Origin of the sequence: Prevotella sp. ne3005 (assembly GCF_900110085.1) — a bacterium.
In the GTDB taxonomy this organism is placed as follows: domain Bacteria; phylum Bacteroidota; class Bacteroidia; order Bacteroidales; family Bacteroidaceae; genus Prevotella.
This window is the reverse complement of record NZ_FOCK01000006.1, coordinates 16,582-31,550: the sequence shown is the minus strand read 5'-3', so window position 1 is coordinate 31,550 and position 14,969 is coordinate 16,582. Positions and strand designations below refer to the sequence as shown.

Sequence of the window (14,969 nt, the reverse complement as noted above, 5' to 3'; positions counted from 1 at the left end):
TAGGTATATGAAAAGATTGTCAATATCGTTTCTGATGGCTGCTGCCTGCATGTTGACTGCTCAGGCACAGACAAAAAATGGAGGTATCTCTCCTGACATGCTTCAGGAGTTCCAGAAAGCGCATCAGTCCTGTGCCAAGGAAAAAGTACTTGCTAATGCCATTGCCGGCATGAGTATTGATGCTCTGGCCAAGAACTATCAGGTGGCTGCCAAGCCTATCGATTCAAACTTCAGTATTGAGACCCGAAAGCAGAGTATTACTAATCAGAAGTCATCGGGTCGTTGCTGGATGTTTAGCGGTTTCAACGTGTTACGTTCGAATTATATGGCTAAGGCCGACTCTGTTGCTATTGAATTTTCACAGGCATATCTCTTTTTCTGGGATCAGTTAGAGAAGTCAAATCTTATGTTGCAGGGTGTGATAGATACTGGCAAAAAGCCCATTGATGATGAGCGAGTGCGCTTTTTCTTCAAGTCGCCTATTGGCGATGGTGGCACTTTCTGTGGTGTAGCCGACCTTGCCCCCAAATATGGTCTTGTACCTTCTGATGTCCAGCCTGAGACATTCACCAGTGAGAACACCTCAAAGGCCCGTAGTCTGATTTCGTCTAAGTTGCGTGAGTATGGTCTCCAGCTTCGTGAGATGGTTGCCAAGAAGCAGAGTCCGGCAGCTATTCAAAAGGAAAAGACCAAGATGTTGGCTCAGATCTATCACATGCTTGAACTGACTCTTGGCAAGCCCGTGGATAAGTTTACCTATGCTTTTAAGGATAAAAATGGTCGTACCCTCGGTGCAGCCAAGGAGTATACGCCTCTGAGTTTCTACCAGGAAGTGGTGGGTGCTCCCCTCGATGGTACGTTTATTATGGTGATGAATGATCCTCGCCGAGAGTATTATAAAACCTATGAAGTTGAGTACGACCGCCACACCTACGATGGTACAAACTGGCGTTACCTGAACCTTCCGATGGAGGAGATAGAAAAACTTGCTATTGCGTCACTCAAAGATGGTCGCAAGATGTATAGCTCCTACGATGTAGGCAAGCTTCTTGATCGGAAGCGTGGTTATGCTTCTCTTGACAATTTCGACTACGGCTCTGTCTTTGGCACAACCTTTGGCATGGACAAAGCCCAGCGTATCTCTACCTTCGACAGCGGTTCTACCCACGCCATGACCCTTACTGCCGTTGACCTTGATGCTGACGGCAAACCTGTAAAGTGGAAGGTCGAGAACTCCTGGGGTGCAGACTCTGGTCAGAAAGGCTATCTGATTATGACAGCTGAGTGGTTCCGTGAGTATATGTTCCGTCTTGTGGTTAATAAGAAATATGTACCCGAGAACATCTTGAAGGCTTATGATTCTAAGCCTGTTATGGTAATGCCGGAGGATCCTCTCTTCTTGCCAGATGAATAAAGACAATAATTAATAAGGTGAAAACAATGAAAATAACGAAGATATTTATGAGTATAGGTGTTGCATCGGCACTGACGATGCAGTTTAGTGCTTGTCAGCAGGCTCAGCGTGAGAACCCTCTGTTGCAGGAGAGCACAATTGCTTTTGGTGCACCAGATTTCAGTAAGATTCAGACATCTGACTATCTGCCGGCTTTCGAGACAGCCATTCAGCAGACACGTGATAATATTCAAAAGATTGTGGAGTCAGAGGATTCTGCTACGTTTGAGAACACCATTCTGGCCTATGAAGAGAGTGGGCGTTTGCTCGATCATGTAAGTCGTATATTCTTTGCTCTGACAGAGGCAGAAAAGACCCCAGAAATAGGGGATATTGAGAAAAAGGTTCAGCCGATGTTGACGGAACTGGAGAATGAGATATCTTTTAATAAACCGCTCTTTGAACGTATTCGTCAGGTTTATGACAAACAGCATGATACGTTGACTGGAGAGGATCAGAAACTCTTAGAGGAAATCTATAAGGATTTCGTACGCAACGGAGCCCTGTTGCCAGATGATAAGATGGAGCGCATGAAGGCAATCAATCTCCGTATCTCTGATTTGCAGCAACAGTGGGGCGACCAGTTGCAGGAAGCTACCAACAATGCTGTGGTATGGGTCGATAAGAAAGAAGATCTGGCAGGACTTGGCGAGGCCGGTATCGCGCAGTGCCAGAAAGATGCAGAGAGTAGGGGAGGTAAGGCACCTTATGCTATTGTCATTGTGAACACCACCCAACAAGCAATCCTGGCAAATCTCGATAACCGCGATCTTCGTAAGCGTGTCTTTGAGGCTTCCATTCATCGTGCTGATGGTACGGGCCAATCGAATACTTTCCCCATTGCTTCTGAGATCGCCAAGTTGCGTGCAGAGCAGGCAGAGATTATGGGCTATCCTAACTATGCCGCTTACTCACTTGAGAAGACGATGGCCAAGACACCTGAGAACGTCTATGCTTTCCTGAAGAACCTGATTAGTCAGTATTCACCGAAGGCTGATGCAGAGACAAAGGCCATTGAAGACTTCGCCCGTCAGACAGAAGGTGCAGATTTCCAATTGCAGCCCTACGACCGTTTCTACTATTCTGCCAAGATGAAGAAACAGTTGTTGAATGTTTCCGACGATGAGGTAAAGCCCTATTTTAATGTGGATAGTGTGCTGATCAATGGTGTCTTCTATGCTGCCAACCGTGTCTATGGCCTTACTTTCAAGGAACGTACGGATATCCCTCTTTACCATCCAGACATGAAAGCTTTTGAGGTTATCGACAAGGATGGAAAGACCAAGGCCCTCTTCTACTGTGATTATTTCCGCCGTCCCACTAAGCGAGGCGGTGCCTGGATGGACGGTTTTGCCAAACAGAGCCGTCAGTGGAACCAATTACCTATTATATTTAATGTATGTAACAACGCCAAGGCTCCTGAGGGGCAACCTTCGCTGCTCACTTGGGATGAGGTAACCACGATGTTCCATGAGTTTGGCCACGCCCTGCACGGTATTCTCTCCGATTGTCAGTACAATCGCCTGAGTGGTACCTCTGTGGCTCGCGACTTTGTGGAGATGCCATCGCAGTTCAATGAGTCATTCGCCTCCATTCCGGAAATCTTCGACCACTATGCCCGTCATTGTGAGACTGGTGAGCCTATGCCTGCCGATCTTAAGGAACGTATGCTGAAGAGCATTAATTTCCAGACAGCATATGCTCTGGGCGAGAACCTTGCTGCCACATGTCTTGACCTTGCATGGCATATGTTGCCGTCAAAGGATATTCCAACGGCAGAAAAGGCTGCGGAATTCGAGACTCAGGCTCTGCGCCAGATAGGTCTCTTCAATCCGCAGATTCCTCCACGTTACAGTACCAGTTACTTCAACCATGTTTTTGGTGGTGGCTACGCTGCTGGTTACTATAGCTACCTCTGGACAGAGGTCTTGGCTGTCAATATCGCTGATGTCTTTGCCAAGCGTGGTGCTCTTGATCCTGCTACAGGTCAGGATATGCGCGACAAGATCCTGAGTCGTGGTAACACGGGTGACCTCATGCAGATGTTCACCGACTTCACTGGCATGGCACAACCCGATGCATCCAGCCTGCTTAAAGCCAGAGGATTATAACATGAAGGAAAAAGAAGAAAAATACCGTCTGCTTACGGAGCAGATACGGAGCCTGATTGAAGGAGAGACTGATGTGGTAGCGGTGATGGCAAACATCGCCGCTGCCATTCATGAGACCATGAACTTTTTCTGGACAGGTTTCTATCGGGTGATGCCAAAGGCTGACTCTGGAGTTCAGGAATTAGTACTTGGTCCTTTCCAGGGACCAGTGGCTTGTATGCATATCCCCTATGGTAAAGGTGTCTGTGGTTCTGCGTGGAAGCAGCGTCAGACGCTCGTGGTCCCTGACGTAGAGCTGTTTCCTGGGCATATAGCCTGTAGCAGCCTCTCACGTTCCGAGATTGTTGTGCCCGTCTTGTCGTCAGCTGGGGAGGTATGGGCTGTCCTGGATATCGACAGCAAGGAACTTGCTACATTCGATGAGACAGACCGTCAGTATCTGGAAACCATCTGTGGCCTCCTTTCTCCAATCATATAGGTTCATGAAAAAACATAAGATACTGTTCGTCTGTCATGGAAACAAATAGAAAAAATTAAGATTAATTAATATCCCTAACTATCAATTAGTTAGGGAATTTTTGTATCTTTGCAAACGTAAACCAAAATCAGATTTTATTGAAATATTTGTAAACCGTAGTGTAAACTGATATAAGGATATGAAAAGAAACCTACCAACTATTTCTGCTGTTCTGTATTTGTCTAAGACATTGGCAAATGGAGAACACCCCATTATGCTGAGAGTTTCATATAATGGGCAAAGAAAATACAAAAGCCTTGGTTTGTCGTGCCCAGAAAAGTTATGGAATGAGAATAAGCAAGAAGTTAGATTGGGGCATCCAATGGCACGAAACATGAATACAATAATCAGAAGCGAGATAGATAAAGTAAATAGTTATGTTTTGAGTGTCGAAGGCAAGGAGGACTATTCCGCCAGCAGTATTATAAAAGCCGTTTTAAAAGCAGCCCCCACCACGCACACGTTATTTTCACTTTTTGAAGAAAGGATTGATTATTTCTCCAAGACCACTCATAAGCACAATACTGCAACTGGATATAGAACACTTCTAAACATTATTAAACGCTATAATGAGAATGAAGATATTGAATTATTTGAATTAAATATTGGTTGGATAAATAATTTTAAGCAGTATCTCAAGACTAAATACAAAGATAATTCTATTAGAAAATTCTTCGATTGTCTTAAAGCATTGCTGAACTATGCAGCAGAGCATGAATACATCAAAGAATCGCCCATGACAAATTATGATTGCAAATCTGGATTAAATTGTCAAACTAAGAAAAAGGCACTAAGCCTTGCTGAAATCAGCTCTCTTATACAATATTATTATAATACATACGGATTCACAGGAATGAATCCACGACCAGACTTAGAAAAGACTAAGGTTCATTATTGGAATCAAAGGTTTAAGCCACGTGGTACTACAAAATTAACTCCGATTGATGCCGAACAGTTTTCATTGGCACTATTTCTGTGTTCCTATATGTTTCAAGGTCTAGCTTTGGTCGATTTGGCAAAATTGAAAAGGAAGGATTTGAAAATTGTTAAAGTAGTGAATGAAAAGAAATGGATGGAAGATGCAGCAGAACACGATATTGAGTATGCCAACTCAAATAAAGAGGTAACAGAATATTATGAAATCAATACTCAGAGAGAAAAGACCAACCATCCTACTCGTATCATGTGTGAGGCTCAATCATTAATTCCTTTTCTTAATCCATTCGGTTCATGGGTCAATGGTTGTGAGGATGATGATGAACTGGAAGAATATGTATTCCCTATCTATGATAAAGACAATGATGATGAATATATGAAATTTGGTAGGATGAAATATGCAACATATCTAGTAAATGTTAATTTGAAAAGGGTAGCAGAAAAAGCTGGTATTAGCAATGACATAACCTTTTATTCGGCACGGCATTCTTATGCATCAAATCTTTATCATTCTAATGTACCTGTTGGTCTGATAGCTCAAAATATGGGTCGTAATCCTAATGATATAGATACGTACTTAAAGGCATTTGATAAGAACAAGATAATTGAAGCCAATGAAAAGGCTTTTATAACAGGACATGAAGAATTTACTTCAATAAGAAAAGAGCAAAGAAGAAAAGAAAGAACCGAATATATCGAAAAGAATAGGGAACTTTTAGAGAACAAAAGTGGAATTATTTTGCCAAAGCAAGATACAAAAGAAAAAGACCAAAGGAAAGAGGCATTGAGACAGTTAAAGGAACACATTGAACAGGAACTAAGTAAGTTGAAAAATGAAAGGTAGGCATCCGAGCCACTAGATTAGGGGGGGGCTTGTAACCTAACGTCTCTTTTCTATGAATTGGGTAGGTCACATATTCACAAACAGTCTGCCATGTAAGAAAAATTTTGGGGGCTGGAATGGCGATATTTTCAATTCGAAGCTATGTCCACTCAATTGAAAACCAGTGAATTGAGAAAACCATATAGTCACCAAGCGTTTAAAAAAAATTCTGGGACCTATTTTGAGATATTTTCAGAATCGGTCCCATTTTCATACGTTTCGATTGAGGTGGATTCCAGTCACACAGAGACGTTTTTCATGGTCTGAAGGTATAACTATCCCCATAAGGAATATCAAGCCCTCAGAGAGCACTCTACGCATTTTTCTTGTATTTGGTGATACCATTCTGTTTGCGCCACCTCTTTAGTGTCACTAGTGAAATCTCAAGCCCATGTGATTTCATAACCTCCAGATTCTCCTTATCAGTCTTTGAACAGTCGTATAGCTCACCCACACCTTCATTACGAATCATCTTACAAACCTTATTCCTTACTTGTCTCTTATTCAGACCGTATTTCTCACAGAACCTAGGATTAACCATGAATCTTCTATTAGTACCCTTTAATCCTTCACCTCTAGTTAAATCAGCCTTCATTACGTTTCTAGCTATGTAGAAGATTTCCTTTTTATCAATGACATTTTCAGCATCAAAATTTGATATATAATAAACGAGTTCGTATAACAAATTGAATAAAAGGTTATCGAAGGTAATACTAGGGTTAATCATTCGCCTAATGACACCATTGATGAACAGTTTCTTTCTACGACCATTGCCATCTGCAATCTTAATAGCTCTGCCATTGCTTTTCTTCCAGTATCTCTTAATCTCAATGTAATCTGAAGGAAATACAATATAGGGTGTATCATCATCAACGATTGGTAACGGTGTATGCTCAATATTTGGGAAAACATCAATATATTTACTCAAAACATCTTCCATTTTCATATTCCAATAATCATCTTTGAAATTATTATTTACAAAAGTATCATTCAAACTAATAATAGTTGGTGGTGTTGTATTATTAGTTACATTGATACTTTTATTATTATTACTATCTATATTATTAATATTATAATAATCTTTATAATATACTATAATATCTAGCTTATTATATATTATATTGGTTACCATGATGTCGATATTGCCACAGCCATTGCCATTATAGTACTGACTAGCCTTGAAGCTTCTATCATCAATGTCACTAGTTGAAATCTTATTTGCTTCCAACAAGGAATTAACATAGTTATAATACTCATTACAACCTTCAATTTTATTAGCGAAGCAATATATAAGGCGGTAACTATATTTCCCATCGAGACCATTGCTGCATGAGGTGTAGGAGATAGTAGGTTTATACTCCAGTCCATCTACCATCGTATTCATATCAACATCGGTGTGGTCAATGTCGAGCGATACGAAGGAAGAATAACTGAAGTTCCTATCAGTCTTATCTCTCATTCCAAATGTGGCATTATTGAAGATAGGTGTATAGCAATACCCTTTAGCCAAAGCTTCAGCGAAACCACTAACATCTGTGTATATCCTACTGAATCTTAGCTTTCCGACCTCTGTTTCCCTATTGGGTTTATGGTCAAATTTCTGATGGGATAGACTTACCCAAAACTTGTAATCATCTGTGATTTCCATATCTGTAATCTCGTTAACAATACGTCTGCAATCTCATTATTTTTAAGAGAAAAAGGGGTTTACCAATCGAGATTACAGACAAAAAGAACTGGCTTAACGGTAGCGAACCGCACCCCTCTGTGACTAAAATATAAACCTTGATTCTAGTTTTTCAAGTGTTATTGAAGAAAAATAGGTTATATTGCAAAGATATGTAAAAAAATCCGAAAAAACAAGTTTTTCAACTGGTATTTTCTCTAGTACCCTAATATTTATCTAATGGATGAATTGAAGTCATACCAAGTCATGCTTTTTAAATAAATATAATAATGTAACACAAAAGTATATTATGGATAACACAAACGTTAATCAACCAAGACAGAGACAAGATAGGCATGGGGCTAATAATCCGATGTTTGGCAGAACCCATAGCCAACAGTCACGAGAAAAGATGAGCCAAGCAGCAACCTTGAGAAACCAACAGTATAGGGATGCGCTTAGAAATCAGCATCATGTCAGCATGGATGAGTTTCTGAGTGCCAACCCTTCAGTGGAACAGTATATAAAGGCATTGGCTAGTAAGGTAATAAAAGAAGAAATAGACAAAGTTATATGGAGAAAACAGAATCAACCAATATCAATCCCAAATTCATGGGATTAACCGAATTAAAAAAGAAACTAGGGTTAGACAAGATTCCAGTGATACACCCTCCCATCCCCATCAAAAGGGATGGCAAACATTTATATCAAGTTGTCGGCTATACCTACCCACTGAGACCAGAGACCATTGACAGATTGAATATACCACCTCAAAAGATTCTATTTGAAGTTGATAGGGAACAGTGGCACAGAGAAATGAATGAAGTAAAGGAGAATCAAGATAAGAACCCCAAGGAGTATATAGACCCTTGGGATAAATAACGCTGCAATAAATTGATAAATTACAGCTATCAATATTTAACAATTTGGAGGCTCATTACAGCCTCCTTTTTTCGTCAATGTAGTCACGCACGGCATTGGGCTATCAAAAGCCACAATGAGCCTTAATATACCTATATAAAGGCAATCTAAGCGTTTTTGAAGGTAAAAACAAACGCATTGGTGCGTTTATTCTCTCTCAAGTTCTGAAAAAAGAAAATCTATCTACTCAAGCGTGATTTTCAACTCCTGACCACAGTGAGGACACCTCAGAACTGGTGCAGTATTCTCAACCTCACTCATTTCATCGGTGAAGAAATCACCAACCTTACAACCGATTATCTCTGCAATAGTGCGCAATGTCTTAACATTGGGCGAACCATTCACAATCTGACTGATTCCCCCCTTGGTAATCTCCATCTTATTGGCTACATCAATCAAGGTGTAGCCATGTGCCTTAATAACTCCCTTTATATCCATATTAATAATGTTTAGAAATAACTGGTGCAAAATTACCAATAAAAAAACAATCTACCAAATATAATCGCAGAAATGTTTAGTTATGACTTTAATTCTGTTAATATGTGTTTAGTTTGGGCTTAAAATTGTTACTGGAGGTTAAAGTTATAGTAAAAACTAAACTTTTTATTCAAAAACCTTGCATGGTTTAGAAAAAAGTATTATCTTTGCATCAGAAATAAGAAATAGTAACAGTTAAAAGTAAACAATATGTGGGGCATCTACTACAAAGTCAACGGCAAAGGTCAGTATAAGAACTATATGGATGGTACTTATACAGAAATGAAGAAAGCATCTGATGAACTGATTGCTAGAGCAACCGCAAAGGGCTTCAAGATGATTAGACGTGCTCAAGGTACTGGTGGTGTAAACCTCACTTATTCAGACGGTAAGACTAGAGTTGAAATCGTCTATGTTGAGAATGAGAGAGATAGAGAGTGGTTAGCATTCTTCGACAAGTGCCAAGCAGAACGTGAAGCAAAGGCAGCATAAATAGAAGTTTAACATTTTAATATAGGAGATAGAGATATGAAGCAGATTGCAACAGTTAGCACCAGTGAGATTGCTCGTTACGCAGCAAAAAATATCGTTTTGAACAACGTGGATATGCTTACAGCCACAAGTAAGGGTATTGCCCTTGAGACAATGAAGAAGCGCATGATGCGTGGCGAGGTCATTAGATTCGCCTATATGAAGAAGGATGGCTCTGTACGTGTTGCAGTTGGCACATTGCAGCCCCAAGCCGTTGCAGCCAACGTGAAGGGTACTGGAATCCCTAAGAAGTTCTATGGTATGTTTGTGTACCTCGATTTGGAAAAAATGGCATGGAGAGGATTTTTGGAGCAAAATTTTGTGGGTACGATTGAGAACTAATAAGGGTAAGGGGGAGAAATCCCCTCCCTTCTAACCGATAAGTAGAACGATTAACAGATAAGAGATATGAATACAAAAATGGCAGAGTATATAATGGTGATTCTCAAGTCGAGAATTAATATAATGTGGTCATGGGGTTGCAAAAACTTTGTTGCACTCAATGATGGTCTTATGTGGCATGTTCAAGGTTATTTGCTGAATGGTTATGTGAAGGTATTATACAATATTGCTACAGATGCCTTTGATGTGTATTTCCTCAATAACAAGAAGGAACTAGTGAAGAAGGTTGAAGAAGTGTACCTTGATAACCTTGTAGATGTGATTGATTGGAATGTCGAGAAGGACGATTCGTTTGATTACGACAAAAGAGTTAAACAGCAATATTCTATTTCTTTATATTAATGAATATAGGCTGAAAATCAGATAGTTACAAAATGGATAGTTGGAATTACATTCAAAAACATAGTTGAACCAATAAAAAGATAGGATTATGAAGCAAGAATATCACGAATACCGTACATCAAATGCCCTTGAGTGGGACACTATGCTTTCACTAGTTAGAAAGTTGTATAGGGATGGTGATTACCGTATGTCATTACTCATAGGTTGTGGGGCATTTTTTGGCTTACGTATCTCAGACACTTTGAGCCTTACATGGTCAATGTTGCTCAACGATGATAAGTTTGTTATCTATGAGAAGAAAACCAATAAAAGGCGAGTAGTGAAGATTAACAAGGGATTTCAGAAGCATATCAAAGATTGTTATGATGCTTTGCATATCACCAATGAGGATGAAAAGTGTTTCTTGTCGAGAAAGAAGATGGTGTATAGCACACAGCGTATCAACATTCTGCTGAAAGAGATTAAGAAGAACTATAACCTCAAAATCGAGCATTTCAGCACTCACAGCCTCAGAAAGTGTTGGGCATTGAAAGTGTATAAGGAGAGTGGAAATGATGCCTCTCTAGCCTTACAGAAATTGAGCCTTATGATGAATCATGCTTCCGTATCGGTCACACGCACCTATTTGGGGATTACTGAATCTCAGCTTTTGGACACTTACGACCTCTTAGATTTTTGATTGATTAATATAGATGTTGTGGCGGATCGCCACAACATCAAATACAAAATAGTATAATTTGATTTATATCTCAAAAAAACAAGTCTTTACAATTGCATTAAGTCCCCTTTGGTGTGGAAGTTGGGAAAATGCGTTAGAGTGCTCAAGGTTATTCTTGTCATGTCTTTTGCTGCAAGAGTTATGCAAAGAATACTTGAGGAAGATAAATTCATTCAAGTTTGACTAAATCTTAAATTTTGATGAGTTTTGTTTTTTTTAGATTTTAAATTTGGAAGTAAAAGATAAAACATTTATATTTGCAAAGGATTATTAACTTCAAATTATTGTAATAATGAAGAAAATAGTATACAAATTCAGACCTCTGGTTATCTTTTGCATAAGTGCATTTGTTTTATCTGCATGCAAATCAAAGGATGAGAAAATTGCTATTCTTATTAAAGATATAGTTAAGGAATCGCTTACCAACCCAGATTCATACCAATCTGTTGAGATTCATATTGATAGTCTGAAAAATGATAGATATGGAGATACTCTCATTTTTGATAACGCTATTAAGGATATAGAAGCGAGAAAAATATTCAATAAAGCATCAAAGAATTTTTATGAAAAACGTGATATTATACATGGTTATCTGTCTTCACCATCTATTTCAAAGGAAGAAAGAGATGCAATTGATAGAGAGAGATATAAAATGGATGAGTATTTGAAAGAAATGGAAGCTCAAAATCCTACAATTAATAAGCTTGAAGCAGAAATCAAAGCATTCGATAAAAAGTGTGATGGTAAGTTCTATGGATGGCTAGTAACCCATAAATACAATTATGTATCTAAAGACGGTGAGGCTTCATCAGGAACATTCATTTTTTATATTGATAAAGAATGTAGTACTGTCTATAGATATTTAGATGAAGATAAAACCCCTTTCGAAGCTTTTAAAAAGTATATTGACATGGTAGTAAATGGTGAAATAAAGTAATAGAAGAACATTATTTTTTAGCCAAATCAAATATAACTTGTGTAGCCTGTTACGTTATGAAGAAAATAATTTGTTTCTTACTCGTAGTATTGTCCGTGACTTGTGTTCAAGCTCAAAACAAGTACTCATATAAAGATGTAATGGTATTTAAACGTGGTATATTAGATTCTGCTAGAGAAATGGCAAAGTCTGTACCTATACAGATTAATGAGGTAGAGACCCTTTATGCTATAGGTGTAACGGAAAATTTGGTAGTATATAAATCTGAAATTGCTGGATGGGATGGTAATATAATGATGACAAAAGACGAAACTGAACAAGTGAAATCTGGGATGATTATAAATATGAGAAGAATGTGGCAACAACATATGGATATTGTCAATGAATGTCTGAGACGAACTAATTTAGAATTTCAATTCATGTTTTTTTCTGAGGATAGAAAATACATAGGTGGTTTTAAATTAGGATATAAAGATTTCCCAAGAGAATAAGTTTTAATTCAACAGAATATCAATATGAACAAGAAAGTCAAAAAAACGCTTGAATATGGAGCAGTTGCTGTTATTATATTTGTATCTTTTTCTCTAAGGTTAGGTATAAATGCATGTCATCGTTCTAACTATAGCATTAGTAATTTAATCAGTTCTTCCAACGAGGAAAAGCCTATTGAACGGATTAACGAATTTACGAATCACTTGAACGATATTTGTCCTATATACTTTGAAAGTTGGGCAAAGATTGAGAGTTGTGCAATTAATACGAACACGATGAATTTAAAAATCTGTGTCGATGATGATTTCATAGAATCATACAATCAAGGTACTTTTATCATAGCCGTACATCAACAATTTGAAAACGAGATTAGCGATATTGACCTATTAAAAAAAGATATGGACGCAGAAAATATTACGATAAAACTTTCGATATGCAAAACAGATGGAGATGAAATTGACAACATAGTATTGCGACCTAAAGATATTTTTGATAGTCCTATTGTTCACTATGAGGAAAATAGGAATTTGGAGCGTACTTTACAAGAAGCTGATATAGCATCAAAAGTCACTCCATATAGTGTTACTATTCAAAACAACAATTAGAGCCAATTAGATTTTTGCTAAATATTTGATATAGTTGACGCTTGAATAAGAAACCATATTCAATTCTGATTATTTTTGAATATTAGAACCACTGAAGAACCCTCTATTTATGGGGGTTTTCTTTTTGCTGAGGCTCTAATCATACATTTTTGTTAGTTTTTGTATGTTTTTGAATGGATTTTTTTGTAGTTTCTGATATTTCTATTAACTTTGCAATGAAGAATCAAATTTGAATAAGAAATAGGGCTTGTAATTTAACAAACTTATGGCATATCAAGGTATATTTCACAGTAGCCTATTGCGGATAAGGGAAGCATTAGAATGGGCTGAAAGACAAAATATCGAAAGATTACGTAGGTTCTTAATTGAGAACTCTAATATTCCCTTGTATTGTTTTTCATCTGGTGGTGCATCGAGTGCATTAGAATATGCTGCACTATTGTATGAATCAAATAGGTCAATGGCAAAGGCAATTACACCATTAATGATGGCTTCAATTTCTGATGAGGCTTTAAAGGCATCCAAAATTCTTATTACCACTGGTGATGGTAATGGTTGGGATGAAAAATATACAGCAAAGAGAGCCGCTGAAGTTAATCCCAAAGGAACAGCAGCCATCGTTAGAGATTGCGGTGCAGATAATTACGTTATCAACACATTAAAGAAGGTTACTACAAATTGGTTTATATATAATTGGATTGAATTGGGAGGGAAACCATTTATAGCAACGATTGAAACGATGTGCAAATTTGGACTATTCTATAGGGCATTTACAAATGAAGATGAGATAGTCTCTAAGTTAGATTTCAATCTTACCCCCAATGATTGCTTTACCTACAAAGCAAGAGTAGAAGGTACAGTTCCAAAATTGAGTGAAATAAAGAATTATATTGTGCTATATAGTGGATGGTCAAAACCAGTAGCCACAGATTTCGAGTGTAAGATGATAGAAGGTGGTTTTGCTAGCGTACAGTTAGCAGACTACCGAAATTTTTGTCATGGTAGATTTATCTTTATATCTAAGCACCTATCAGATTCCGCCTTTGTTTTGTTCCTTACACCAAGGGAAAAACAGTTTGCCAAAGACCTTATACTTGAGAGTGTAGCGTGGAGAGATAAAACGGATATATTCCCTAGGAACACTCCAGTTGCTATCATTGAAACACAGTATGATTCACCAATTGCAAGTATTGACTTAATGATAAAGATGCAAGTATTCTTCGATGAAGTTGCTAAAGCACTAGATGATGAGCCATGCGACCCATCAAATCCATGTGGAATAGACAAGAGATTCCCCAGAAGCACACCTTTTAGGAATCTGTTAGAAATGGGAGCATTGAATCATGGGAATCTGCAAGGTTCAAATGGGGCAATGAATAGTGTAGATAGGAAATGGACTATTCTGTATGACCCCAAAAAAACCATTTCCCAAATCGCAGAACTGAATAAAAAGAAACTAGGAAAAGACGTTTCTGAAGCAACGATTAGAAAATATATCATTGAGCATAGAATTGATAGGAGGTATGATGAAAAAATGGTCATTTATAATCGAGTATGGCTACAGTACATAAAGGATTCAGACCAATCAATTTCATCTATTGCAAAGACTTTGAAGATGTCAAAAAACACCGTAAAGATGTATCTAAGGGAGAAGGTTAAGTTTGAACGAAAAGAAGGTAGAAATAGAATGGTTAGTGAAGATACTAGGATAACTAAGTTAAAGGAAACCTTAGAGAGAGCCATTGCTAGATTTCCTAGGGTCAAGGCAATACAAGCAAAGCATCCAGAATATGATGTAAATGCTATTCTTGAGAAACTACCATTGACAAAGGATGATAAGAATACATATCAAATTTCATGCTTCATGCAAATGAGGGAATTGAGATATAAATACAAGAATGGTGATGTAGAATACATAATATAATATTGTAAACTGTTATGTAAACTAATATATAATAATAATAGATAATATACTGAT

General features: G+C 38.0%; 15 protein-coding genes. 13 read left to right on the top strand and 2 right to left on the bottom strand.

Features of this window, described 5'->3' with window-relative positions; genetic code table 11:
* Positions 1 to 7: 7 nt before the first annotated feature.
* The 4 genes from BMY16_RS09760 (at position 8) to BMY16_RS09745 (ending at position 5,861) form a co-directional block, all read left to right on the top strand.
* Positions 8 to 1,414, top strand: a complete 1,407-nt coding sequence (locus tag BMY16_RS09760) for a C1 family peptidase (RefSeq protein ID WP_244513020.1) — start codon at positions 8 to 10, stop codon at positions 1,412 to 1,414.
* 26 nt (positions 1,415 to 1,440) lie between these two features.
* Positions 1,441 to 3,564: a M3 family metallopeptidase gene (locus BMY16_RS09755; protein WP_091842062.1), complete on the top strand. Its 2,124-nt coding sequence runs from the start codon at positions 1,441 to 1,443 to the stop codon at positions 3,562 to 3,564.
* A 1-nt stretch (position 3,565) separates the two neighbouring features.
* Positions 3,566 to 4,042 carry a GAF domain-containing protein gene (locus tag BMY16_RS09750; protein ID WP_091842061.1) on the top strand — a complete coding sequence of 159 codons (477 nt, stop codon included), beginning with the start codon at positions 3,566 to 3,568 and terminating at the stop codon, positions 4,040 to 4,042.
* Between the two features lie 178 nt (positions 4,043 to 4,220).
* Entirely contained in the window at positions 4,221 to 5,861 is a 1,641-nt protein-coding gene (locus tag BMY16_RS09745; protein ID WP_091842059.1) for a site-specific integrase, read from the top strand.
* 352 nt (positions 5,862 to 6,213) lie between these two features.
* On the opposite strand, the gene BMY16_RS09740 is transcribed toward BMY16_RS09745, so the two are convergent.
* A complete protein-coding gene (locus BMY16_RS09740; RefSeq protein WP_091842058.1) occupies positions 6,214 to 7,548 on the bottom strand; it encodes a hypothetical protein in 1,335 nt (444 codons plus the stop codon).
* Positions 7,549 to 8,139: 591 nt separating this feature from the next.
* Here BMY16_RS09740 and BMY16_RS09730 point away from each other — a divergent pair.
* Complete coding sequence (locus BMY16_RS09730) at positions 8,140 to 8,448, top strand: hypothetical protein (protein WP_139207193.1); 309 nt, start codon at positions 8,140 to 8,142, stop codon at positions 8,446 to 8,448.
* Positions 8,449 to 8,670: 222 nt separating this feature from the next.
* On the opposite strand, the gene BMY16_RS09725 is transcribed toward BMY16_RS09730, so the two are convergent.
* Entirely contained in the window at positions 8,671 to 8,925 is a 255-nt protein-coding gene (locus BMY16_RS09725; RefSeq protein ID WP_091842053.1) for a helix-turn-helix domain-containing protein, read from the bottom strand.
* Positions 8,926 to 9,174: 249 nt separating this feature from the next.
* Here BMY16_RS09725 and BMY16_RS09720 point away from each other — a divergent pair, with 249 nt between their 5' ends.
* The 8 genes from BMY16_RS09720 (at position 9,175) to BMY16_RS09685 (ending at position 14,915) form a co-directional block, all read left to right on the top strand.
* Positions 9,175 to 9,456 carry a hypothetical protein gene (locus BMY16_RS09720; RefSeq protein WP_091842052.1) on the top strand — a complete coding sequence of 94 codons (282 nt, stop codon included), beginning with the start codon at positions 9,175 to 9,177 and terminating at the stop codon, positions 9,454 to 9,456.
* 36 nt (positions 9,457 to 9,492) lie between these two features.
* Positions 9,493 to 9,837, top strand: coding sequence for an SH3 beta-barrel fold-containing protein (locus BMY16_RS09715; protein WP_091842050.1), 345 nt, complete (start codon positions 9,493 to 9,495; stop codon positions 9,835 to 9,837).
* Between the two features lie 66 nt (positions 9,838 to 9,903).
* On the top strand, positions 9,904 to 10,239 hold the full coding sequence (locus tag BMY16_RS09710) for a hypothetical protein (protein WP_139207192.1): 336 nt from the start codon (positions 9,904 to 9,906) through the stop codon (positions 10,237 to 10,239).
* 88 nt (positions 10,240 to 10,327) lie between these two features.
* On the top strand, positions 10,328 to 10,918 hold the full coding sequence (locus BMY16_RS09705; RefSeq protein ID WP_091842047.1) for a tyrosine-type recombinase/integrase: 591 nt from the start codon (positions 10,328 to 10,330) through the stop codon (positions 10,916 to 10,918).
* A gap of 331 nt (positions 10,919 to 11,249) precedes the next feature.
* Positions 11,250 to 11,894 (top strand): hypothetical protein, encoded by a 645-nt coding sequence (locus BMY16_RS09700; RefSeq protein ID WP_091842045.1) that lies wholly within the window; start codon positions 11,250 to 11,252, stop codon positions 11,892 to 11,894.
* Positions 11,895 to 11,950: 56 nt separating this feature from the next.
* Positions 11,951 to 12,385, top strand: coding sequence for a hypothetical protein (locus tag BMY16_RS09695; RefSeq protein ID WP_091842044.1), 435 nt, complete (start codon positions 11,951 to 11,953; stop codon positions 12,383 to 12,385).
* Between the two features lie 24 nt (positions 12,386 to 12,409).
* Complete coding sequence (locus tag BMY16_RS09690) at positions 12,410 to 12,991, top strand: hypothetical protein (protein ID WP_091842042.1); 582 nt, start codon at positions 12,410 to 12,412, stop codon at positions 12,989 to 12,991.
* A 265-nt stretch (positions 12,992 to 13,256) separates the two neighbouring features.
* The gene (locus BMY16_RS09685) at positions 13,257 to 14,915 is read left to right on the top strand and encodes a hypothetical protein (protein WP_091842040.1); all 1,659 of its coding nucleotides are present in this window, start codon (positions 13,257 to 13,259) and stop codon (positions 14,913 to 14,915) included.
* Positions 14,916 to 14,969: the final 54 nt, after the last annotated feature.

Coding starts and splice junctions, on each gene's coding strand:
- BMY16_RS09760 (WP_244513020.1), top strand. CDS start 8: ATGAAAAGATTGTCAATATCGTTTCTGATGGCTGCTGCCTGCATGTTG.
- BMY16_RS09755 (WP_091842062.1), top strand. CDS start 1,441: ATGAAAATAACGAAGATATTTATGAGTATAGGTGTTGCATCGGCACTG.
- BMY16_RS09750 (WP_091842061.1), top strand. CDS start 3,566: ATGAAGGAAAAAGAAGAAAAATACCGTCTGCTTACGGAGCAGATACGG.
- BMY16_RS09745 (WP_091842059.1), top strand. CDS start 4,221: ATGAAAAGAAACCTACCAACTATTTCTGCTGTTCTGTATTTGTCTAAG.
- BMY16_RS09740 (WP_091842058.1), bottom strand. CDS start 7,548: ATGGAAATCACAGATGATTACAAGTTTTGGGTAAGTCTATCCCATCAG.
- BMY16_RS09730 (WP_139207193.1), top strand. CDS start 8,140: ATGGAGAAAACAGAATCAACCAATATCAATCCCAAATTCATGGGATTA.
- BMY16_RS09725 (WP_091842053.1), bottom strand. CDS start 8,925: ATGGATATAAAGGGAGTTATTAAGGCACATGGCTACACCTTGATTGAT.
- BMY16_RS09720 (WP_091842052.1), top strand. CDS start 9,175: ATGTGGGGCATCTACTACAAAGTCAACGGCAAAGGTCAGTATAAGAAC.
- BMY16_RS09715 (WP_091842050.1), top strand. CDS start 9,493: ATGAAGCAGATTGCAACAGTTAGCACCAGTGAGATTGCTCGTTACGCA.
- BMY16_RS09710 (WP_139207192.1), top strand. CDS start 9,904: ATGAATACAAAAATGGCAGAGTATATAATGGTGATTCTCAAGTCGAGA.
- BMY16_RS09705 (WP_091842047.1), top strand. CDS start 10,328: ATGAAGCAAGAATATCACGAATACCGTACATCAAATGCCCTTGAGTGG.
- BMY16_RS09700 (WP_091842045.1), top strand. CDS start 11,250: ATGAAGAAAATAGTATACAAATTCAGACCTCTGGTTATCTTTTGCATA.
- BMY16_RS09695 (WP_091842044.1), top strand. CDS start 11,951: ATGAAGAAAATAATTTGTTTCTTACTCGTAGTATTGTCCGTGACTTGT.
- BMY16_RS09690 (WP_091842042.1), top strand. CDS start 12,410: ATGAACAAGAAAGTCAAAAAAACGCTTGAATATGGAGCAGTTGCTGTT.
- BMY16_RS09685 (WP_091842040.1), top strand. CDS start 13,257: ATGGCATATCAAGGTATATTTCACAGTAGCCTATTGCGGATAAGGGAA.